The organism is Streptomyces sp. RLA012, from assembly GCF_056270325.1.
The window spans coordinates 818,682-839,940 of sequence record NZ_JBWDPA010000002.1; the positions used below are offsets into that span (position 1 = coordinate 818,682).

The following is a 21,259-nucleotide window of genomic DNA, read 5'->3' on the forward strand; positions in this document are numbered from 1 at the left end:
CCCGGTCGGCCGCCGCAGACTCATGGATGTCCACGACGGCGACTGCGAGGCTGGAGCACGGAGATGACGGATCACACACGGCGGACGGTCCTGCGCGGGGCGGCGGTCACGGCGGCGGCAGGGCTCGTCGGGGGAACCGGAGGCCGAGTGGCGGCGGCGACGCCGGTGGCACAGGGCGAGCACCGGTTCCCGTTCCTGGAGGGCGCGTTCAAGCCCGTCACCGAGGAGCTGACCGCCTTCGACCTGCCGGTCACCGGACGGATCCCCCGCGAACTGAACGGCCGCTTCCTGCGCAACGGCCCCAACGTCCTGGGGCTGGAGGACCCACGCGCCCACCACTGGATGCTCGGCGAGGGCATGGTGCACGGGGTACGCCTGCGGGACGGCCGCGCCGAGTGGTACCGCAACCGCTGGGTCCGCTCGGCCTCCGTGGCACAGAAGCTCGGCGAACCCCACCCCGGTCCCGTGCCGCCGGACGACTTCCCCTGCAACACCCATGTGATCGGGCACAGGGGACGGATCCTGGCGCTCCAGGAGAGCGGCCCGCTGCCGTACGAACTCGACCACGAGCTCAACACGGTGGGGACGTACGACTTCCGCGGCACTCTCCAGGGAGCGTTCACCGCGCACACCAAGTTCGACGCGGCGGCCGGCGAGCTGCACGCGATCGCCTACTACCCGACCTGGGACCACGTCCGGCACCAGGTCGTCGATCACACCGGCCGGATCGTACGGACCACCAGGATCCCGGTCGCCGACGCGCCGATGATGCACGACTTCGCGCTCACCGAGAAATACGTCGTGATCTTCGACCTGCCCATCACCTTCGACCCCGTGGGCGCCGAGCGCGGCGACATCGTGCCGTACGTCTGGAACGAGAAGCACCCGACCCGTGTCGGTCTGCTCCCCAGGGCAGGTGGCGAGGTCCGCTGGTTCGAGGTGGATCCCGTCTACTACTCGCACACCCTGAACGCGTACGACGAAGGCTCGTCGGTGGTCGTCGACATGACGACCTACCCGGCGCCCTTCTACGTCGCGGGCCGCGGCTCCGACGGACCCTACGGGGCGGGCACCGCCTCGCTCGAACGCTGGACCGTCGACCTCGCCCACGGCCGTGTACGGACCCGGACGCTCGACGACCGCCCGCAGGAGTTCCCGCGCGTCCACGAGGCCCTGGTGTCCCGACGGCACCGGTACGCCTACACGGCGGCGGCCGCCGAGATGACGCTGGCGTATCTGACCCCGGGCGGGAACCCGCCCGACCGGGCCTTCGGCAACGCGCTGATCAAGCACGACCTGTTCCGCGGGAGCACACAGGTCCACCGGCTGCCGCGGGGCGCCGCCGCCGGCGAAGCCGTTTTCGTCCCCTCGGAGGGCGCGGGCGCCGAGGACGACGGGTACGCGATCGCGTACGTCCACAACCCCGACCGCGGGGCCGCCGACCTGGTGATCCTGGCCGCCCAGGACTTCACGGCCGAGCCGGTCGCCCGGGTGCATCTGCCGGGGCGCGTGCCGCTGGGCTTCCACGGAAGCTGGATTGCGGACGCGTGAGAAGACCGGTAAGAAGACGCGTGGGAAAGCGCCATGGGCGATGGTGGACGCATGCATGCGAAAGACATCCTCATCGACGCGTTCGGCCGCATCCAGGAAGAAGTCCACGCCGCCGTCGAGGGTCTGCCCCCGGACGACCTCAACGCGCGTCCTGCCGAATCCGCCAACTCCGTCTCATGGCTGATCTGGCATCTCACCCGCGTCCAGGACGACCATGTCGCCGAGGCCGCCGGGCTTGAGCAGGTCTGGCCGACGCGGGGCTGGGAGAAGCGGTTCGGACTCGGCCTGCCGCACGGGGCCACGGGATTCGGCCACAGTCCCCGGCAGGTCGCCAAGATCCGGGTGGAGTCGGGCGAGCTGCTGGTCGGGTACTACGACGACGTGCACGAACAGACCCTGGAGTTCGTGCGGGGGCTGACCGCCAAGGACCTGGAGCGCGTCGTGGACGAGCGCTGGACCCCGGCGGTCACCCTGGGCGTACGGCTGGTGAGCGTCCTGGCCGACGATCTGCAGCATGTCGGCCAGGCCGCGTATGTCCGCGGGCTGCTTCAGAGCGCGGCTTCGTAACCGGGCAGGACGACGTCCCGGATGAGGGCCGTGCGCTCGTCGAACGGGATGAACGCGCTCTTGACCGCGTTCACCGTGACCGTGCGCAGGTCCTCGACGCTCCAGCCCGCCTCCTCGACCAGCAGTGACATCTCGCGGGTCATCGTCGTACCCGACACCAGCCGGTTGTCGGTGTTGAGGGTGACCCGGAAGCCCAGGTCGCGCAGGGCGGTGATGGGGTGCTCGGCGATGGAGGTGGCCGCGCCCGTCTGGAGGTTGGACGTCGGGCACATCTCCAGGGCGATACGACGGTCGCGCACCCAGCCCGCGAGTCGGCCGAGCTTGCCGTCGACGATGTCCTCGGTGATGCGGACGCCGTGGCCGATGCGCTGGGCGCCGCAGACCTGGAGGGCCTGGTGGATGCTGGGCAGACCGTGTGCCTCACCGGCGTGGATGGTGAAGGGGACGCTCTCGCGGCGCAGGTACTCGAAGGCGGCCAGGTGGTCGGCGGGCGGGAAACCGTCCTCGGCGCCCGCGATGTCGAAGCCGACGACGCCGCTGTCGCGGAACGCCACCGCGAGGTCGGCGATCTCACGGGTGCGGTCGAACATGCGCATCCCGCAGAGCAGGGTGCCGACCCGGACCGGGGTGCCCGCGGCCGCCGCCCTCGCCATGCCGGCCGCCAGGCCCTCCTGCACGGTCTCGACGACCTCGGGCAGGGTCAGCCCGCCGTTCACCATCAGCTCGGGCGCGTACCGCACCTCGCCGTAGACGACGCCGTCCTCGGCCAGGTCGAGGACGTACTCCTCGGCCGTGCGCAGCAGGCCCTCCCGGGTCTGCATCACGGCGAGGGTGTGCTCGAAGGTGGCTATGTAACGCACCAGGTCACCGGAGTTGGCGGCCTCGTAGTACCAGGCGGCCAGCGCCTCCGGGTCGGTGGTGGGCAGTGTGTGGCCGACCGTCTCCGCCAGCTCCACCAGGGTGGTGGGGCGCAGACCGCCGTCGAGGTGGTCGTGCAGCACGGCCTTGGGGAGCCGGCGGATGGTGTCGGTGCGGGGCACGGTCATGCGTGTCTTTCCTCGGCAGGTCGGTTCGCGGGCAGGTCTGAGGGGTGAGGTCTGGGGGGTGAGGTCTGGGGGGTGAGGTCTGGGGGGTGAGGTCTGGGGGGTGAGGTCTGGGGGGTGAGGTCTGGTTCGGGTACGGCTACTGGGCGGGCTGGAGCAGGTCCCAGCGGTTTCCGTACAGGTCCTGGAAGACGACGACCGAGCCGTAGGGCTCGTGACGCGGTTCCTCCAGGAAGGTCACGCCCGCGGCGCGCATCCGCGCGTGGTCGCGGGCGAAGTCGTCGGTGTGCAGGAAGAAGCCCACACGGCCGCCGGTCTGGTCGCCGATCCGGCCGCGCTGCGCCTCGTCCTTGGCCCGGGCCAGCAGCAGTCCGCCGCCCTGGCCCTCCGCACCCGGCTCGACGACGACCCACCGCGACCCGTCGGGCCGCGGCTCGTCCTCGACCAGCCGGAACCCGAGTGCCTCGGTGTAGAAGCGGATCGCCTCGTCGTAGTCGGCGACGACGAGGGTGACCAGGGCGATGCGTCTCATCAGGACCCCTTCAGGAGTTATACGTAACACGCTAGGGTACGGCATCCCGCCGGGTGGTCAGGTCCGCGCCTGCCGAAGTCGCCGGGCACGGCACGGCGGGGGATCCTGGCCATGCCGATGGGACGCGGCGGAGCGAGGCGAAGAGGCAGCGCGACGGGAACCGCCGGAGCGAGCCGAGGAGGCAGCGCGAGCGGAAGAGGCGGAGGGAGCCGAAGAGGCGGAGCGCGCGGAGTGACGCAGGCCCCGCCCCCAGGTCGCCCCGCCCCTGACCTGGCCGGGCGACGGGGCGGGCGCCAGCGCGGACCCGCGAGCCGGGTCGGCGTTCATCTTTCGCGTCCACCGCGGGAACGATCTCCGCTCCCCGATCGTCTACACTCCTGTAGACCATCTATGGAATTGTAGTCGCCGTGCGGGCACCACCTCCTCGGATGCGCCCGCACGCCCGGTCATGGAAGGGGCCTTGGTCGATGTCCGCAGCACTGCGCACCGCTCCGGCGTACGCGCTCGACGTTTCCCGGGCCCTGTCGTGAAGCGCGCGGACGCGACCGACCTCGCGGGGTCGACCGCGGTGGGCAGCCTGGTCGCCTTCGTGCTGCTGACACTGATCGTGACCGGCCGGGACGGCGGCACGCTCTTCGGCGACGCGGATCTCCACACCTGGTCGGCGCACCACCGCCCGCCCGTCGCCCTGGCCTTCGCCCGCGGGCTGACCTACACGGGCACGGGCATCGTGCCGTACGTCCTGGTCGCGCTGGCGGGAGTCCTCCTCGGGCGTACGACACGGCAGCGGATCGTCTTCGCCGTCGGCTGTCTCGGCTGCCTCGCCGCCGCCCAGGCCGTGCGGTACGGCGTGTTGTCCCTGGTCGCCCGGCCCCGCCCCGCCGCGGCCGAGTGGGCCACGCACGCCTCCGGCTGGTCGTTCCCCTCGGGCCACGCCACCACGTCCGCCGTCACCGGCGGACTGCTGATTCTCGCCGTGCTCGCCCGGGTCACGCACGGCAGGAAATCCCTCGCCGCGCTCATCGGCTGCTGGGCCGTCCTGGTCGGACTGACCCGGGTCTACCTGGGCGTTCACTGGTTCTCCGACGTCCTCGGCGGCTGGCTGTTCAGTCTGTGCTGGCTGAGTCTCGGCATCTACGCCGTCGCCCGCCTCGCTCCGCACACGTACTCCTCCGTCTCCTCCAGATCGGCGCCCCCTCTCCACCCCGGTCCCACGACGACGCAAGAGCTCCGCGACGAGTCCCATCCCCACCCCGAAGTCCCCCCTCGGTCGGGGTGAACGACAACAGCGCGAGCGCGGCCCTCATCACGACGGCCCCGCCCGACCGACCGCATGTCCTGCCGCCGGCCCTGCTGCCGTTCGTGCTGGCGTTCGTGCTGGCGTTCCTGGGGTACGGCCTGCTGCAGAAGGTGGCCGCGGGCCGTGTCGTACGGGCCGGGACCGGACACGGTGCACGCGCATGACATCGTGGAGATCGACTCGGGGCCGGGTCGCCCGGCCCGCCCGCCACCACGTGTTGTCCCCACAGGAGTTGAGTGCCATGTCCGAGCTGCCGAAGTCGACCGGAGCCCCGGCCCACCAGAACGTGACGTTCCCCAGCACCGGGACCACCGCGCACGGCTATCTGGCGCTGCCGCCGTCCGGGCGGGGACCCGGTGTGATCGTCATCCAGGAGTGGTGGGGCCTGACCGACCACATCGCGAATGTCGCGGACCGGCTGGCCGCGGAGGGCTTCGTGGCCCTCGCGCCCGACCTGTACGGCGGCAATGTCGCCCACGAGAGCGAGGAGGCGTTCCGGATGATGAAGGAGCTGCCGGTCTCGCGCGGCGTCGAGCTGCTCTCCGGCGCGGTCGACCATCTGCTCGGCCTGCCCGAGGTCACCTCGGACACCGTGGGCGCGGTCGGCTTCTGCATGGGCGGGGGCTTCGTCATCTACCTGGCCGCGGCCGATGCGCGGGTCAGCGCCGCGGTGCCGTTCTACGGCGTGATCCAGGGCGAGATGCCCGACTTCTCGCACCTCAAGGCGCAGATCCAGGGCCACTACGGAGAGCTCGACACAAGCATCCCGAAGGAGAGCCTGGAGCAGCTGAGCAAGGCGGTCCACCAACAGTCCGGCATCACCCCGGACCTCCGCCTGTACCCCGCCCACCACGCCTTCTTCAACGACGGCCGCCCGGAGACGTATCACCCCGAGTCGGCCGCCCTGGCCTGGGAGAGCACGGTGGCGTTCCTGCACGAGCAGCTGGGCTGACGCTGCGGCACCGCGGCCGAACGGGGTTCCCGCAGGGGGTCGGGAACGACGCCGGGTGACGGCGGTGAACGAGCAGGTCGGCGGGTCCCCCCTCCCGGGGCGGGGGGGGACCCGTCCGTCACTCGCCTCGCCGGTGGAGCGCGTCGAGTCGGGTCAGCTCGTCGTCGGTGAGCCGGAGAGCGCCCGCGGCGACGTTCTCGGCGAGGTGGTCCGGGTTGCCGGTGCCGGGGATGGCGAGCACGTGCGGACCCTGCGCCAGCGTCCACGCCAGGCGGATCTGCGCGGGCGTGGCCCCGTGCGCACGGGCGACGGCGAGCACCTCGTCGCCCTCCGCGCCGCTCGCGCCCCGCTCACGCCCCTTGCCCGCGATCGCGAAGAACGGCACGAACGCGATGCCCTGGTCGCCGCACATCCGCAGCAGCTCGTCGGCCTCGGGATCGGGGGAGTCGAGCCCGTACGGGTTCTGCACGCACACCACGGGCGCGATGGCCTGGGCCTCCGCCAGGTGTCTGGGTTCGACGGCGGAGAGGCCCAGGTGCCGGATCAGGCCCGCCTCGCGCAGTTCGGCGAGCGCGCCGAAGTGCTCGGCGATCGAATCCTGCCGCATGCGGCGCAGGTTCACCACGTCCAGGTGGTCGCGGCCGAGCTGACGGAGGTTCTCCTCCACGTGGGAGCGCAGTTGGTCGGGCCGGGCGGACGTCCCCCACTCCCCCGCGTAGTCCCGGTACGGGCCGACCTTGGTGACGATCACCAAGTCGTCCGCGTACGGCGCCAGCGCGCTGTTGATCAGCTCGTTCGCGGAGCGCAGCGAAGAGAAGTAGAAGGCGGCGGTGTCGATGTGGTCGACGCCCAGCTCGATCGCGCGCCGCAACACGGCGATCGACCGGTCGCGGTCGCTCGGCGTACCCAGATGGAAGGCCGCGCTGCCCGTCAGCCGCATCGCGCCGAAGCCGATGCGGTTGACGGTGAGATCTCCGATTTTCCAGGCCCCGGCGGCAGCCGCGGTGATCGTCTCTGAGGTCATCGCGGCAGTTTCGCACACCATTTCCGGGGCCGGGGCCGGGGCTTTCGTCAGCAGTAGAGGTTGCCGCCCGCGCTGGTCCCGAGGATCTGTACGAACCGCTGGTAGGCGTCGACCCGGCTCTGGACCTGCGCGGGATTCCTGCCGTCGCATTCCAGGGAGCCGTTGATGCTGCGGATGGTCTGGCCGAATCCCGCGCCGTTGACCATCGCGTTGTGGCCGGTCATGGTGCCGGGACCCGACTGGGTGTTCCAGTACCAGAGCCCGGTCTTCCAGGCCACCGAGGCGTCGTTCTGGACCAGGTAGGGGTTGTGCAGCAGGTCGATGCCCAATGCGTCGCCCGCGGCTTTGTAAGGTCGGCCCGGGGCGCCCTGCCAGCGTTGCCGCTGGTGGGTTTCCCCGGACCGCCTTCCGAACCCGGCGTGCCCGTCTCCGAGCACCGGGCTCTCCACAAGTCCCGTTCGGGCATTCTGTGATCTCATGCAGTCACCGTCCACGGTGTAGGGATGCTGTATCCACGGAACCGGTATCGGGTAGTAGTCATCCGACCCGGCTGGAACAGCTTTCCGTTTTCCGTGACGGGCTCCCATCCGCCGTCACAATAAACTCGGCGGAATCCACTCAGCCGCATGCCTTTGTGCTTACGGCACGCCCAGATGAACACCCTCTTCCACGTGTAGTGGTTGAGGTACTGGAACGTCACCTTGGACACTCCGGGGCGGAAGTAGTTGCACCACCCGAAGAGCACCGGGTTGAGCTGGTGCAACAGGGCGGTGAAGGGAAGGTTCGTACTGCTCCGGCAGATCTTCTTCACCTTCTCCTTGACGGCGTTGAGCGCCTTCTTGGAGGGGTAGTTGTAGACATACCGCCTGTCCGTGCCCCGCTTGAGATGGCGCTGGATGTGCCACCCGAGGAAGTCAAACCCTTCATCGATGTGCGTGATGAACGTCTTCTCCTCCGACAGGGTGAGCCCCATCGGTGCGAGCACCGAGGCGACCTCGTCGCGCACGGCCTCCGCGTCCTCGCGGGTGCCCCACACAAGAATCAGGAAATCGTCCGCGTACCGGACGAGCCGGTAGTTTCCGAGTCCCTGGCGCCTGCGCTTTCTGCGCTCGTAGGAGGTCGAGTTCGGCCCCCGTCCATACTGGCCACGTACTCGTCCAGCACGGAGAGGGCGATGTTCGCCAACAACGGTGAAAGGATGCCTCCTTGCGGGGTGCCGGTGTGGGTTTCCCGTGCCTGGCCGTCCTTGGACAAGATGCCTGACTTGAGGAATGCCTTCACCAGGTCCAGGACGCGCCTGTCCTTGATCCTGCCCCGCACTCGGCCCATCAGTGCCGGGTGCGAGATCTCGTCAAAGCACGCCTTGATGTCGCCCTCTACCACCCACTCGTAGCTCTTGGATGTCATCAGGCGAGTCTCGGCGATTGCATCGTGAGCCCGGCGATTGGGGCGGAACCCGTAGGAACACGGGAGGAAATCCGCCTCGAAGATCGGCTCCAGCACCAGCTTCAGAGAAGCCTGGACCACCCGGTCCGCCACAGTAGGGATGCCCAGGCGGCGCAGCTTTCCACCCGCCTTGGGGATCATCCTTTCCCGCACCGGTACCGGCCGGAACGTCAGCTCTCTGAGTTGAGAGCGCAGTTTGTCGAGGAATCCCTCGACGCCCTGTCCGGCCTCGATGGAGCGGACCGTCTTGCCGTCCACTCCGGCCGTGCGCGCCCCCTTGTTCCCTCGTACCCGGTACCACGCCACCAGAAGGAAGGCGGGATCGGCCACGAGGTTGAACAGGTCGTCGAACCTGCGATTTTGATCGTCATTTGCCCAACGGTGCAGCTTGGCCTGGATCTCCAGTACCCGGCGTTCGGCCTTGGTGACCGCCCATTCCAGTTCGTCGGTATTCACCGTCGTCCTCCTGGCATTCCAGCATCCTTACTGCCGACTTGCTGGCCCCCTTCGCCATGTACGTGCCTCTCGCACGCTCGGACTACTACGGGGCCTCCGTCCCACACTGCGGCCGTCAGTCGGCAACGGACCTTCCCGCTTTCCGGACTGGATGTCCGGATCAGAGGGGAGCCGCAGGTGGTTCCCACGTTCACCACATAACCGATTGGCCAGTGAGGCGTCCGGCTATACCCCGGCAGCATCTCCGTACCTACGCCGCAGACATTCGGCACGGCCTCCTCACCGATAAACACAGTCGGCTTCAGAGTTGCCCCCTCCGAAAACAAAGAGGTGGCACGCACTGCATCACGGCCCATATCCACCAGATTTGAGCCGCTGGAACTGTTACGGGGCTTCGAATGCCGGTTCACTCTCGTTACACCTTCTGACCTCGCTTGCCCGACCCGCACCATCTGGTAGTTCTGGCGCGTCCGGGCTTTGTCAGGACTGCTCCTGCCTTTGCCGGCGTTCCCCGGCTCAGCCCGGATCCACCGGCTTGATTCCCGGTTGATCGTTTCGGGGTCGCGCAGGCCGTGTCGGGGCTGAGTTGCGGATTCGGGCATGGGGTGGCCGCTGGTCTACCCAGCTCTTCCACTTTTTCCACAGGTCTCGGGCCCTTTCGGGCAGGTCGGTCAGGGAGTCAGAGGACGGGTGGTGCATGCACCGTGCTGAACAGCTGGGCGAAGTCCTCGCCCCAGGGCCAGCGTTCGGGCAGGTGCAGGGTGAGGCGGCGGGCGGATCGGGCCAGACGGGCGGGCACGTTGATCAGGTGGTCACGGATGGTGGCGGTGGTCGCCCTGGCATGGAATGTTCCGGCCAGGGCGCCGGCGGCGCGGGTCAGATTGTGTGCCAGGGCCGCCAGGGCGAGCCACGCGGCATTGGCCTGGAAATGCCCGGACGGCGCGTGGGCGAAGGCGCTGTTCTTGACATCGGCGATCACCTGCTCGACGACAGCGTGCCGACGGTGATCACGCTCGGCATCCCTCAAGGCGAGCGGGGAGTCGGTGAACGCGGCGTGGTAGCGCCAGGTGTTGAACAGGGTGCCCTGCCCGACGGGGACGGCGTCAGGGTTCAGGCGCTTGACGCGGCGCACGATCAGACGGGCGGTGACCTGCTGCTTCTTCGGCTTGGAAGTGAACGCGGTGTAGGGGACCTCGGCTATCTCTGCGTCGGAGATCCAGCACTGGCCCTCCTCGTCCCAGACAGCCTTGGGGTACTTGATCGGCGTCCAGGCGGTCTCGTCGATGTGGGCGATGGCGGCCTTGACGGAGGCGTTCATCCGCACGGTGACGGAGAAGCGGGCACCCAGAGCGCGGCAGGCGTTGATGACGTCGGCGCCGTAGAACGCGGAGTCCGCCCGCAGTACCAGCAGGCCGCTCGCGCCGCAGGCACGGGCGGTGCGGATGGTCTCGGCCACGAACGCTGCCGCCCCGCGCGCTGAGTTCGAGGGCCCTTTACGCAGCCTGGTGGCGGCGATCACGGGGGCGGACAGGGGTGTGGAGACGATGCCGAGCAACGCGTTCAGGCCCTTGACCTTGCTGTATCCGTAGCCTGCACCCTGTTTGGCGTAGCCGTAGGTGCGGCGGATGGTGTCGTCGATGTCCACGTAGGCGACCTGGTCCGCGCCGGTCAGCAACGGGGTGTGACGGGCCAGTTCGGGCAGGAACCGGCGGGCCACGGCATGCAGTTGCTTCACATGCCCGTGCGTGAAGGAGCGCAGGAACGACCCCAGCGTGGACGGGGCCCGCACCCCGGAGAACAGGCGGCCCATCGCGCCATGCCGCAGCCGGTCCATGTCCTCGATGCTGTCGGCGCCCGCGGCCATGCCGCCCACCAGCGACATCAGCTTCGCGGCGGGGAAGGCGCCGGTGCCGTCCTTCGAGACCGGCAGCCTGATGTGCTCCCCGGCCAACGCCGGCAGACCGCACCGCTCGGCCAGCCGCACCACCGGCTCCAGCCCGCCGTACGCGACCAGGTTCGGATCATCGAACGTGGAAGAGACCGCCGCCGCGGCATGGGAGGATTGCATCTCGGAAGTGCCTTGCCGATCGTGCCTGATGTGGTCCTAGAGAAACCCCATCATCGCAGGTCACAAGGCACTTCTTCGTTTCCGGAGAAACTATCCACAGGCATCAAGCCGGTGGATCCGGGCTCAGGCTGTCCTCAGCTTCTTCCGGTCGGCTGCGACCGCCGGAAGGTGGGGGTCTTACACCCCCACTCGGTTATGCAGCGCCTCGTGGCGCACGTAGTTGAAGTTCCAGCTGAGCTGGATCGGACCGCGGCCGTAGTAGGCCGACTGTCCGGCCGGGCAGCCGTAGGGCTGGCTCCAGTCGCAGTAGTGGGGGTAGTTGGCGGTGTTCTGCTCCACCACGTACACCAGGCCGCCGGTCTCGTGGCTGACGTTGGCGAGGAAGGCCGCGGCCTCCTGCTTGCGCACGGTGTCGCTGCCGGTGTTCGCGAAGGCCGGGAAGGCGCTCATCGCCGCCCTCAGCCCGCTGTAGGTGTAGAAGGAGTTCCGGTTCGGGAACATCTGGTTGAACTGCGCCTCGCTCACCACGAAGCCGTCGGAGGGAGTCGTGGATCCTCCGTCGCAGGCGTAGGGGTCCCAGTACCAGGTGCTGATGGTGGGATCGTAGCCCGGGTTGTCGTGCTCGGCGACGTAGGTCTTGCCGTCCGTGTAGCGGACGACGTCGCCGGTGACGTACGACCTTCCCGCGACCCAGCTCGGATAGCTCGAACAGGCCGCGGCGACCGCGCCGGAGGCGGGCAGCAGCACGGGGGTGGCGGATGCGAGGGCGAGTGCGGTCAGGACGGCGGAGATATGGCGCCTCGGCACAGGTCAACTCCTTTGCGGAGCACGGCCGCTCCCGGCCAAGGGCAGCGCGGGGCGGAGCCTTGTGCGCACGTGCCGGCGGGGCCGGCCACGGCGTCGGGGGCGGCCGTGGTGGGGGGTGTGGAGGCACACGCAACCGCTTTGGTCTGTACCAGTCAAGGGTGTAGACCAGTCGCATCCGGCAACGGTGGCGGACAAGTGGCGCGACAGCGACCACGGTTGGGCGACACACCGGTGCCCCGGCAGGCCGTCGCCTCGCCCTGCCGGGGCACCGTACCGACCGGGTCCATACCGACCGGTCCGCGCCAGTCGGTCCGCGTAAGTCGGTCCGCGTCAGCCGAGCGGCTTCTCCAGCACGGCCTTGCGGTGGCTGAACGTCTCGATGGAATAGCGGCCGTGGTAGCTGCCCATGCCGCTCTCGCCGACCCCGCCGAACGGCAGGTCGGAGACGGTCAGATGGGCGAGCGGCAGTCCGAGGCCGAGGCCGCCCGAGGAGGTCTCGGCGGCCAGCCGCTCGCGGGTGCTGTCCGACTCGGTGAAGACGTACAGGGCCAGGGGCTTGTCGCGGTCGTTGATGAAGTCGATGGCCTCGTCCAGCCCCGCCACCGTGACGATCGGCAGGATCGGGCCGAAGATCTCCTCGCGCATGACCGGCGACTTGGGGTCGACATCGGCGAGGACGGTCGGCGCGATGTACTTGTCGGCGCGGTCGCCGGTACCGCCCGTGACGGTGCGGCCGGAGTCGAGCAGCGAGCTGAGCCGGTCGAAGTGCCGCTCGTTGACGATGCGGCCGTACTCGGTGGAGCGCTGCGGCTCGGCACCGAAGAGGGCCTCGACGGCGCGGGCGAGTTCGGGTTCCAGGGCGCGGGCGGTCGCCGGGTCGGTGAGGACGTAGTCGGGCGCGACGCAGGTCTGCCCGGCGTTGAGGAACTTGCCGCGGGCGAGCCGGTCGGCGACGACGGCCGGATCCGCGTCGCGGTCGACGAACGCCGGTGACTTGCCGCCCAGTTCGAGGGCGACGGGAGTGAGGTGCTCCGCGGCGGCCCGCATCACGATGCGGCCGACCGCGCCGTTGCCGGTGTAGAAGATGTGGTCGAAGCGCTCCGCCAGCAGCGCGGTGGTCTCCGGAACGGCACCCTCGACGACGGCGACCGCGTCGGTGTCGAGGTAGCGCGGCAGCAGCCGGGCGAGGGCGGCGGAGGTCGCGGGGGCGAGCTCGCTGGGCTTGACGACGACCGTGTTGCCCGCGGCCAGCGCGCCGAGCATCGGCGTCAGCAGCAGCTGCACCGGGTAGTTCCAGGGGGCGATGACCAGGACGACACCCAGCGGGTCGTACTGCGTCCAGGCCGTGGCGTCGGCGCCGAGGTACGCCGGGACCGGGGCGGACTCGGGCCGCAGCCACTCGTCGAGGTGCTCCAGGGTGTGGTCGATCTCGCGCACCGTGAAGTCGATCTCGGTACGGAAGGCCTCGGGGGAGCTCTTGCCGAGATCGGCGTGGAGCGCTTCCGCGAGGTCGGCACCGTGCGCGGTGAGCAGCTCCCGCAGCCGGCGCAGCTGGCCGGCGCGCCACGCGACGGGCCTGGTGCGGCCGGAGCGGAAGGTGGCGCGCAGCCGGGCCACGATGTCGGCGGGCTGCTCGGGGTCGGGGTGGGTCACGGTGCCTCGCTGGTCGGAGCGGACCGGATGATCCGCGCACTCTGGTCGCGCGGCCTCTCGGCGCGCGGGCTGGTCTTCATCGGGCGGAGAAGCTCGATGTAGATGCCAACCTTTCATGCGCGTGAATACATTCCAAATACACGGACATTACTGTGCGCAATCAGGCGACCACCTGTCGTCGGACCCGGGTGCCTTGCGGCTCGCCCTCGGTGGTCTTTCACTGACTGCACGAACGGGAGAGCGCCGGATCGACAAGGCGCCACGACGACAGCGGGAGATTTCTTCGATGACCACCCCACCGCATCCGCTCGTCACCGAAGCCCGGCGGCTGGCGGCCGAGGTGCTCGCGCCGCGGGCGGAGCGCGTGGACCAGGAGGGCGTGCCGGCGAGCAGCATCGCGGCGCTGAAGCGGTCGGGGCTGCTCGGGGTGAGCGCGCCGGTGGCGTACGGCGGGTCGGCCGCGCCCGCCTCGGTGGTCCGGGAGACCGCCGAGATCCTGGCCGGCGCCTGCTGCTCGACCTGGTTCGTGCAGACCCAGCACCACACGCCGGTGCTGACTCTGGCGAAGGGCGAACTCCCGGTGCGGGAACGGTTGCTGCGTCCGCTGGCGAGCGGGGAGCTGCTGTCCGGCGTCGCGTACGCGCAGCTGCGGGCGTATCCGCGCGTCCCGGTCCGGGTCAGCCGCGCGCGTGGCGGCTGGCGCTTCGACGGGACGGTGCCCTGGTACACGGGCTGGGGGCTGAACGACGTGATGCTGCTGGCCGGGGTGACGGACGCGGACGAGGCGCTGTTCGCGTTCACCGAGGCGTGCGAACAGCCGGGGCTGCGCCCTTCGCCGCCGATGCGGCTGGCTGCGCTCACCGCCTCGCGCACGGTGTCGCTGCGACTGGACGGACTGTGGCTGCCGGACGAGGCCGTGGCCCTGCGCACACCGTACGAGACCTGGGCGGTCACCGATCGTCCGAAGAACACCAACGCCTCACCGGCCGTCTTCGGGATCACGGCGTCGGCGCTCGACCTGCTCGATGCCGATCCCGAGGCGAAGGAGACGGCGCGTGTCCTGCGCACACGTCTCGACGAGGTCCGACGGCAGGCGTACGAGCTGGCCGACCACCCGGTGCCGACCGAGCGCATCGGGGAGCGGCTGGCCTGCAAGACGCGGGCGTACGACCTCATGCGCGCGGCCACGACCTCGGCGGTCGTGGCCGGTGGCGGGCGGGCGATGGACCTGCGCAGCCCGGCACAGCGGCTCGCGCGGGAGGGGATGTTCCTGTTGGTGCAGGGGCAGACGGCCGAAGTACGCGCCGCCCACCTCGGCTCGCTCAGTTCGCTCAGTCCGCCCGGCTCGCTCAGCTTGTGAACGGCACCTGGGCGGTGGGCGCGGGCGTCGGCGCGAACGGGTGCTGCCACAGGCCCTGCGCGGCGAGGCGCGGCAGGACGCCCTCGCCGAACCAGTACGCCTCCTCCAGGTGCGGGTAGCCGGAGAGCACGAACTCGTCGATGCCGAGGGCGTGGTACTCCTTGATCCGTTCGGCGACCTCGTCGTGGCTGCCGACCAGGGCGGTGCCCGCGCCGCCGCGGACCAGGCCGATCCCGGCCCACAGGTTGGGGTGGATCTCCAGGCCGTCCCGGCCGCCGCCGTGCAGGGCCAGCATCCGCTGCTGGCCCTCCGACTCGCTGCGGGCCAGGCCCGCCTGGACGGACTTCACGGTCTGCGGGTCGAAGCCGTCCAGGAGCCTGTGGGCCTCGGCCCAGGCCTGCTCGGAGGTGTCGCGGGTGATGACGTGCAGCCGGATGCCGAAGCGGAGCGTGCGGCCCTCCTTCGCCGCGAGGCCGCGTACCCAGGCGATCTTCTCGGCGACCTGGGCGGGCGGCTCACCCCAGGTGAGGTAGACGTCGACGTGCCGGGCGGCGATCCGGCCGGCGATGGGCGAGGAGCCGCCGAAGTACACCTCCGGGACCGGGTCGGGCACCCTCGCCAGCTTGGCGTCCTCGACCTGGAGGTGTTCGCCGGACAGGTCGACGGTCTTGCCCTCCCACAGGTCCCGCACGATCTGCAGGAATTCGCCGGTACGGCGGTAGCGGGCGTCCTTGTCGAGGAAGTCGCCGTAGGCGCGCTGTTCGTGGCTCTCGCCGCCGGTGACCACGTTGAGCAGCAGCCGGCCGCCGGACTGCCGCTGGAAGGTGGACGCCATCTGTGCGGCGAGCGTGGGCGAGACGAAGCCGGGGCGGAAGGCGACCAGGAACTTCAGCCGTTCGGTGTGCCGGCTGACCATCGCGGTGGTCAGCCAGGCGTCCTCGCACCAGGCGCCGGTGGGGGTGAGCGCGCCGACGAAGCCCAGGTCCTCGGCGGCTCGGGCGATCTGGCTCAGATAGGAGACCGTCGGCGGCCGGTCCCGGCCGGAGGCGGTGGCGGGGGTGCCGTGACCACCGCCGACGACATGGCGGCTGTCGCCGTTGGTGGGCAGGAACCAGTGGAAGGTGAGGGACACGGCGGCGTTTCTCCGATCGTGGGGGCCGGTGAGTGGGCGAGGGGGGTCACCGCAGCCGTACGGTCACAGCAGGCCGTGGCGGGGCGGTTTGGTGCCGTTGAGTACGTAGCGGCCGATGTGCTGGATCTTCCAGCGGGCCGGGTCGTGCAGGGTGTGGGTGCGGGCGTCACGCCAATGCCGGTGCAGGTTGAGCGAGTTGAGGGCCGAGCGGGTGCCGGACAGCTCGAAGAGGGCGCCCGCCACCTCCACGGCGGTGGCGGAGGTGTGCACCTTCGCGGCGGCCACGGCGATGGACGCCTCGGCCGCGGAATCCTCGGTCAGGTTCTCGCGGGCCGCGTCGACCGCGCGGGCCGCCGCTCCGAGCAGCGCCTCGGACGCCCTCAGCTGTACGGCGAGTTCACCGAAGCGCTGGATGAGCAGCGGGTCCTCGGCCGCCGTGTCGACCTCGCTCTCGAACCAGGGCCGGCTCTTGGTGCGGACGAACTCGGCGGCCTCGGCGAGCGCGCCCGCCGCGATCCCGGCGTCGATCGCGGCGTGCAGCAACTGGGCGATCGCACCGTGGAGTTGGGGTCCCCGGAAGGTGAGGTGGTGCGGGACGACGCGGTCGGCAGGGACGGGTACGGCGTCGAGGCGGACGGTGCCACTGGCCGTCGTACGCTGTCCCATGCCGTCCCAGTCGTCGACGACCGTGACCCCTCCGGCGTCCCGGGGAACGTAGGCGACGTGCAGGTTGTCGTCCTCGGCGCGGGCCAGGACGGGGATCCAGTCGGCGAAGAGCGCGCCGGTGGAGTAGTGCTTGACGCCGGTGAGGACGTACGAGCCGTCGGGCCGGGGTTCGAGGCGGGTGCGGATGTCCTGGACGTGTTTCGTGCCGGCCTCCGACTGGGCGTTGCCGAAGCGGCGCCCGGCCAGCACCTCGCCGAAGAAGAACTTCCGCTGTTCCGTGCTTCCCTGACGGCGTATCACGTTCACGTACACGAAGTGGTTCTGCGGGATCTGGGCGAGGCTGGCGTCGGCCGAGGCCAGCAGCCGGAAGATCTCCGCGAGGGTCTCCTGCCGGACGTCCGCCCCACCGTGTTCGGCGGGCACGGTGACGGCGAGCAGTCCGGAGGCGGAGAGGCGGTCCAACTCCGCGCGCGGGAGCCGCCGTTCGGAGTCCCGCGCGGCGGCACCGGCACGGAACTCCTCGGCGAGCGCGGCGGTGACGGCCAGGGCCCCGGCGTCGTCGGCGATCACTTCGGCGGACACGGTGTCAGCCCGCCGCGGCCAGCAGGGGCGTACGGCCGAGGGCCACCGAGAACTGGTCGACCACCTGGGTGAGCGCCTCGGCGGTGGCCGGTGCCACGGTGACGCTGCCGTCCTCGCCCGTGCTGATGTCCTTGTCGAGGGTGAACCAGCCCTGCACGATGTGTGCGGCGCCCATGGAGTTGAGGACCGGGCGGAGGGCGTAGTCGAGGGCGAGGACATGGGCGGTGCTGCCCCCGGTGACGAGCGGCAGCACGGTCTTTCCGGTGAGGGCGTACTGCGGAAGCAGGTCGAGCAGCGCCTTGAGCACGCCGGAGTAGGCGGCCTTGTAGACGGGGGTGGCGATGACCACGCCGTCGGCACGGGCGAAGAGTTCCGTCGCCTCGACGATGGCGGGGTGCCTGAAGTCGGCGCCGAGCAGGGCCTCGGCGGGGATCGTACGGACGTCGAGCGGGATCACCTCGTGCCCCTGTGCGGTCAGCCGGGTGTCCAGGTGACGCAGAAGCCTCGCGGTGCGGGAGGAGACGGACGGACTGCCGGAGACGGACAGGACGGTGGCCATGAGCCCTCTTTCGTGAGCGGGAGCGTGAACGGGAGCGAGGTTCGCGATGGTTTTCAGGCGTGCGCGGGGACGGACTCGGGCGCGGTGTCCGCCGACCCGGCTTCCCGTTCGAGTCGGTACGGACGGGCCGGTTCACGGTTGTGGTCGTCACTCCGGTCGGTGCGCTGCTCGCTCTTGCCGGTGACCGGACCGCCACCGACGTCGGGGACCCAGTAGCCGAATTTCACGGGTTCTGCGGGCATGCGGAACTCCTGTTGCGGAATTTCGGGAACGCCGAATTCACGGAGGGCCGGGGATCGCGGAATTCTGGCAGTGCGCCGAGAACGCCGCACACGGCTGTCCTACGACAGCGGCGGGGCCGATGAGGTGCGGCGGATCCGGGATCCGGGGATTCAGGCCGCGGTGCGACAGGAGGCGCTGGAGACGCGCGCGAGGTCGACGTGGCGTCGCCGCGTGAGGTCCAGTCGCATCTTCATGCCCTCGATCGTGGCAGCCGGTCGCGACGGCAGTCAAGGAAAACCCGACCGGTCTCGTATCGCGGACCACCGAATTTCACGAACGTGTGACAGGGAAACCCTTGAACCGCCCGTGAAATCAACCGCATTCTGCTGCCGTGCGGACAGAACAACTGGAATACATCACGGCCGTCACCCGGCTCGGCTCATTGCGCCGGGCCGCCGAGGAACTCCACCTCTCCCAGCCCGCGTTGAGCGAGACCGTACGCAACCTGGAGCGCGAACTCGGCGTCGATCTGCTGGAGCGCAAACGGTCCGGCGCACGGATGAGCGCCGAGGGGCGGGAGCTGCTGCCGCACATCATCAATGTGCTGGACGCGGTGGACCGGCTGCGGAGCGCGGCGGACGAGCAGCACCGCATCAGCCGGATGGTCCGTGTCGGCACGGTGAACGCGGCGACGGTGCCACTGCTCATCCCGGCGGTCCAGGACTTTCGCGCGACGCACCCGCTGACCCAGGTGGAGATGGTCGGCGCCCAGCAGTCGGAGATCCACCGGGCCCTGGCGGAGGGCGGCTTCGACCTGGGCCTGGTGAACCATCTCGACGGCGACGACCTGCCCGCCGACTTCGAGACCACCGAACTGCTGCGCGGCCGCCCGGTGCTGTGCCTGCGCCCGGACAGTCCGCTCGCCCCACTCGACGCGGTGTCCGCGGCCGACCTTCTGGAGGGGCGCGAACCACTGATCGCCATGCGGTCCGGTTACGTCATGCACCGCTATCTGCACCGGCTCCTGGAGGGCCACGGCCCGTCCTTCTCGTACTCGACCGACGGCGCCGAAATGGGCAAGCTCATGGTCGCCGAGGGGCTGGGCGTCACGGTCCTGCCCGACTTCAGCGTCATCGGCGACCCTCTGGAGCGCTGCGGCGTGATCACCCACCGGCCGCTCACCGACGACACGACACGGGTCCTGCTGATGCTGCAGCGCCGCCGGGCCGACTCGGTGCCGCGCGCCGCCCACGACCTGCACGAGGCGTTCGTGCGCAGGGCCGGGGAGCTCGGCGGCCGGCCCGATCGGCCCTGACCGGGGTGGTTCAGTCCTCGTCGCCGACCGGTACCACCACGAGGAAGGCGTCCGACTTCAGGTCCATCACCACCGTCGCGGGCTGACCCTCGGTGCGGCGCAGGGCCGCGTACTCCTCCGCCGTCCACGATCCACGCGGTCCTCCCGCGGGAAACCGCTTCAACACCTTCGTACCCATAGCGGCAGACACCTCCGGCCGTGACCTCGGACCCTCGCTCTCTCCCGCTTGCCCGCGATTCACCCGGACATGTCCGTTCACCTGAACATGCCCGTTCACCCGGACATGCCCATGAAGATTCCGCGCCGCGCATCCGTGCGCGGTGTTCGCGTGGAAGAGATGAGGGAGGGAACATGGAAGGGGGGCGCCCGGCGAACCACGGAGAGACCCATGAACGAGGACGACGCCCGCCCCGGCCCGCGATGTCTGGTGACCGGTGCCACGGGGTACATCGGCGGGCGGCTGGTGCCCGAGCTGCTGGACGCGGGGCACGAGGTGCGCTGTCTGGCCCGCTCCCCCGCCAAACTGCGCGACCACCCGTGGGCGGGCGACACCGAGGTGGTGCGGGGCGATGTCACGGACCCCCGCTCGCTCGCCGAGGCGCTGCGCGGCACGGACGTCGCGTACTACCTGGTGCACGCCCTCGGCACGGGCCACGACTTCGAGGAGACCGACCGGAGGGCGGCCCGGACCTTCGCCGAGCAGGCCCGCGCCGCCGGGGTCCGCCGCATCGTCTACCTGGGCGGCCTCACCCCGGCGGGCGTCCCCGAGGAACGTCTGTCGCCGCACCTCAGATCGCGCGCCGAGGTCGGACGCATCCTGCTCGACTCGGGTGTGCCGACCACGGTCCTGCGCGCCGCCATGATCATCGGCTCCGGCTCGGCCTCGTTCGAGATGCTGCGCTACCTCACCGAACGGCTGCCGGTCATGGTCACGCCCAGCTGGGTGCACACCCGGATCCAGCCCATCGGCGTGCGGGACGTGCTGCGCACCCTGGTCGGCAGCGCGCGGATGCCCGCCGAGGTCAACCGCGCGTTCGACCTCGGCGGCCCCGAGATCCTGACGTATCTGGAGATGATGCAGCGGTACGCCGTCGTGGCCGGACTGCCGCGCAGACTGATCCTTCCCGTGCCGGTGCTGACCCCCCGACTCTCCAGCCACTGGGTCGGTCTGGTCACCCCGGTGCCCGCGTCCATCGCCCGCCCGCTCACCGAGTCGCTGCGCCACGAGGTCGTGTGCCGCGAACACGACATCGTGACGTACGTGCCCGATCCCCCGGGGCATCCGATCGGCTTCGACGAGGCGGTGTCGCTGGCGCTGCGACGCGTCCGGGACGCCCAGGTCAGCACCCGGTGGTCATCGGCTTCCGTGCCCGGCGCCCCCAGCGATCCGCTCCCCACCGACCCCGGCTGGGCGGGCGGCAGCCTCTACACCGACCGCCGCGTACGGACCGTGGACGCGCCGCCCGAGGCGCTGTGGCGGGTGATCGAGGGCATCGGCGGCGACCACGGCTGGTACTCCTTCCCGCTCGCCTGGGCGGTCCGCGGCTGGCTGGACCGGCTGGTGGGCGGCGTCGGCCTGCGGCGCGGGCGTCGCGACGCCGCCCGGCTGCGCGCGGGCGATTCGCTCGACTTCTGGCGGGTCGAGGAGATCGAGCCCGGTCGGCTGCTGCGGCTGCGCGCCGAGATGCGGCTGCCGGGCCTTGCCTGGCTGGAGATGTACGCCGAGGCCGGCGAGGACGGCCGGTCCCGCTACCGGCAGCGGGCGCTGTTCCATCCGCACGGGCTGCTGGGTCACGCGTACTGGTGGAGTGTCTCGCCGTTCCACGCGGTGGTGTTCGGCGGCATGGCCCGCAACATCGCCAAGGCCGCGGCCAAGGACGTCACGCCCAGGACGCGGGAACCCGCCCTGCCTTCTCGCTGATCCCCGCATCCGCGCGGGGCCGCGGGCCCGAAGCAGCCATGCCCCTCGCACGACCGTCCTCGTCGCCGCTTGGACCTGCCCCTCCCCCATCTCCCCTCCCACG

Annotated in this window: 21 protein-coding genes and 2 pseudogenes; 8 read left to right on the plus strand and 15 right to left on the minus strand. The window is 70.4% G+C overall.

Annotated elements, in window-relative coordinates; genetic code table 11:
- Positions 1-63 precede the first annotated feature (63 nt).
- Both RV986_RS04240 and RV986_RS04245 read left to right on the plus strand, forming a co-directional pair.
- The gene (locus RV986_RS04240) at positions 64-1,551 is read left to right on the plus strand and encodes a carotenoid oxygenase family protein (protein ID WP_475916088.1); all 1,488 of its coding nucleotides are present in this window, start codon (positions 64-66) and stop codon (positions 1,549-1,551) included.
- A 51-nt stretch (positions 1,552-1,602) separates the two neighbouring features.
- Complete coding sequence (locus RV986_RS04245) at positions 1,603-2,118, plus strand: mycothiol transferase (RefSeq protein WP_475916089.1); 516 nt, start codon at positions 1,603-1,605, stop codon at positions 2,116-2,118.
- Here the strand turns inward: RV986_RS04245 and RV986_RS04250 are convergent.
- Positions 2,100-3,164, minus strand: coding sequence for an adenosine deaminase (locus tag RV986_RS04250; RefSeq protein ID WP_475916090.1), 1,065 nt, complete (start codon positions 3,162-3,164; stop codon positions 2,100-2,102). The two genes, RV986_RS04245 and RV986_RS04250, sit on opposite strands and share 19 nt — an antisense overlap.
- Before the next feature lie 136 nt (positions 3,165-3,300).
- Positions 3,301-3,693 carry a VOC family protein gene (locus RV986_RS04255; protein WP_475916091.1) on the minus strand — a complete coding sequence of 131 codons (393 nt, stop codon included), beginning with the start codon at positions 3,691-3,693 and terminating at the stop codon, positions 3,301-3,303.
- Positions 3,694-4,153: 460 nt separating this feature from the next.
- On the opposite strand from RV986_RS04255, the gene RV986_RS04260 reads away from it, so the two are divergent.
- The 3 genes from RV986_RS04260 (at position 4,154) to RV986_RS04270 (ending at position 5,945) form a co-directional block, all read left to right on the plus strand.
- On the plus strand, positions 4,154-4,972 hold the full coding sequence (locus RV986_RS04260) for a phosphatase PAP2 family protein (protein WP_475916092.1): 819 nt from the start codon (positions 4,154-4,156) through the stop codon (positions 4,970-4,972).
- Positions 4,969-5,157 carry a hypothetical protein gene (locus RV986_RS04265; protein WP_475916093.1) on the plus strand — a complete coding sequence of 63 codons (189 nt, stop codon included), beginning with the start codon at positions 4,969-4,971 and terminating at the stop codon, positions 5,155-5,157. Before RV986_RS04260 ends, RV986_RS04265 begins: the two co-directional genes overlap by 4 nt.
- Before the next feature lie 77 nt (positions 5,158-5,234).
- On the plus strand, positions 5,235-5,945 hold the full coding sequence (locus tag RV986_RS04270; RefSeq protein ID WP_475916094.1) for a dienelactone hydrolase family protein: 711 nt from the start codon (positions 5,235-5,237) through the stop codon (positions 5,943-5,945).
- A 118-nt stretch (positions 5,946-6,063) separates the two neighbouring features.
- Here RV986_RS04270 and RV986_RS04275 read toward each other — a convergent pair whose 3' ends face one another.
- The 7 genes and pseudogenes from RV986_RS04275 to RV986_RS04305 form a co-directional block, all read right to left on the minus strand.
- Positions 6,064-6,969 (minus strand): oxidoreductase, encoded by a 906-nt coding sequence (locus RV986_RS04275; RefSeq protein WP_475916095.1) that lies wholly within the window; start codon positions 6,967-6,969, stop codon positions 6,064-6,066.
- 47 nt (positions 6,970-7,016) lie between these two features.
- A pseudogene (locus RV986_RS04280) lies at positions 7,017-7,319 on the minus strand (chitinase); the annotation flags it as partial.
- A gap of 125 nt (positions 7,320-7,444) precedes the next feature.
- Positions 7,445-8,005 (minus strand): group II intron maturase-specific domain-containing protein, encoded by a 561-nt coding sequence (locus RV986_RS04285; RefSeq protein WP_475916096.1) that lies wholly within the window; start codon positions 8,003-8,005, stop codon positions 7,445-7,447.
- A 5-nt stretch (positions 8,006-8,010) separates the two neighbouring features.
- Positions 8,011-8,871 carry a reverse transcriptase domain-containing protein gene (locus RV986_RS04290; protein WP_475916097.1) on the minus strand — a complete coding sequence of 287 codons (861 nt, stop codon included), beginning with the start codon at positions 8,869-8,871 and terminating at the stop codon, positions 8,011-8,013.
- Between the two features lie 679 nt (positions 8,872-9,550).
- Positions 9,551-10,939 carry an IS1380 family transposase gene (locus RV986_RS04295; RefSeq protein ID WP_475916098.1) on the minus strand — a complete coding sequence of 463 codons (1,389 nt, stop codon included), beginning with the start codon at positions 10,937-10,939 and terminating at the stop codon, positions 9,551-9,553.
- A gap of 216 nt (positions 10,940-11,155) precedes the next feature.
- A pseudogene (locus RV986_RS04300) lies at positions 11,156-11,746 on the minus strand (glycoside hydrolase family 19 protein); the annotation flags it as partial.
- Between the two features lie 330 nt (positions 11,747-12,076).
- Positions 12,077-13,516 carry an aldehyde dehydrogenase family protein gene (locus RV986_RS04305; protein WP_475916099.1) on the minus strand — a complete coding sequence of 480 codons (1,440 nt, stop codon included), beginning with the start codon at positions 13,514-13,516 and terminating at the stop codon, positions 12,077-12,079.
- Between the two features lie 169 nt (positions 13,517-13,685).
- On the opposite strand from RV986_RS04305, the gene RV986_RS04310 reads away from it, so the two are divergent.
- The gene (locus tag RV986_RS04310; RefSeq protein ID WP_475916100.1) at positions 13,686-14,759 is read left to right on the plus strand and encodes an acyl-CoA dehydrogenase family protein; all 1,074 of its coding nucleotides are present in this window, start codon (positions 13,686-13,688) and stop codon (positions 14,757-14,759) included.
- Here RV986_RS04310 and RV986_RS04315 read toward each other — a convergent pair.
- The 5 genes from RV986_RS04315 to RV986_RS04335 all read right to left on the minus strand — a co-directional run bounded on the left by RV986_RS04315 (position 14,749) and on the right by RV986_RS04335 (position 18,174).
- Positions 14,749-15,891, minus strand: a complete 1,143-nt coding sequence (locus tag RV986_RS04315) for an LLM class flavin-dependent oxidoreductase (protein WP_475916101.1) — start codon at positions 15,889-15,891, stop codon at positions 14,749-14,751. The two genes, RV986_RS04310 and RV986_RS04315, sit on opposite strands and share 11 nt — an antisense overlap.
- A gap of 63 nt (positions 15,892-15,954) precedes the next feature.
- Positions 15,955-17,139, minus strand: coding sequence for an SfnB family sulfur acquisition oxidoreductase (locus tag RV986_RS04320; RefSeq protein WP_475916102.1), 1,185 nt, complete (start codon positions 17,137-17,139; stop codon positions 15,955-15,957).
- Between the two features lie 4 nt (positions 17,140-17,143).
- The gene (gene ssuE, locus RV986_RS04325) at positions 17,144-17,698 is read right to left on the minus strand and encodes an NADPH-dependent FMN reductase (protein ID WP_475916103.1); all 555 of its coding nucleotides are present in this window, start codon (positions 17,696-17,698) and stop codon (positions 17,144-17,146) included.
- Positions 17,699-17,751: 53 nt separating this feature from the next.
- Positions 17,752-17,940: a hypothetical protein gene (locus tag RV986_RS04330; protein ID WP_475916104.1), complete on the minus strand. Its 189-nt coding sequence runs from the start codon at positions 17,938-17,940 to the stop codon at positions 17,752-17,754.
- 150 nt (positions 17,941-18,090) lie between these two features.
- Complete coding sequence (locus RV986_RS04335; protein WP_409099300.1) at positions 18,091-18,174, minus strand: putative leader peptide; 84 nt, start codon at positions 18,172-18,174, stop codon at positions 18,091-18,093.
- Between the two features lie 137 nt (positions 18,175-18,311).
- Between RV986_RS04335 and RV986_RS04340 the strand changes: the two genes are divergently transcribed.
- Positions 18,312-19,235 (plus strand): LysR family transcriptional regulator, encoded by a 924-nt coding sequence (locus RV986_RS04340; protein ID WP_475916105.1) that lies wholly within the window; start codon positions 18,312-18,314, stop codon positions 19,233-19,235.
- A 10-nt stretch (positions 19,236-19,245) separates the two neighbouring features.
- On the opposite strand, the gene RV986_RS04345 is transcribed toward RV986_RS04340, so the two are convergent.
- Entirely contained in the window at positions 19,246-19,413 is a 168-nt protein-coding gene (locus RV986_RS04345) for a hypothetical protein (RefSeq protein WP_475916106.1), read from the minus strand.
- 210 nt (positions 19,414-19,623) lie between these two features.
- Here RV986_RS04345 and RV986_RS04350 point away from each other — a divergent pair, with 210 nt between their 5' ends.
- Positions 19,624-21,156, plus strand: coding sequence for an SDR family oxidoreductase (locus RV986_RS04350; protein ID WP_475916107.1), 1,533 nt, complete (start codon positions 19,624-19,626; stop codon positions 21,154-21,156).
- Positions 21,157-21,259 lie beyond the last annotated feature (103 nt).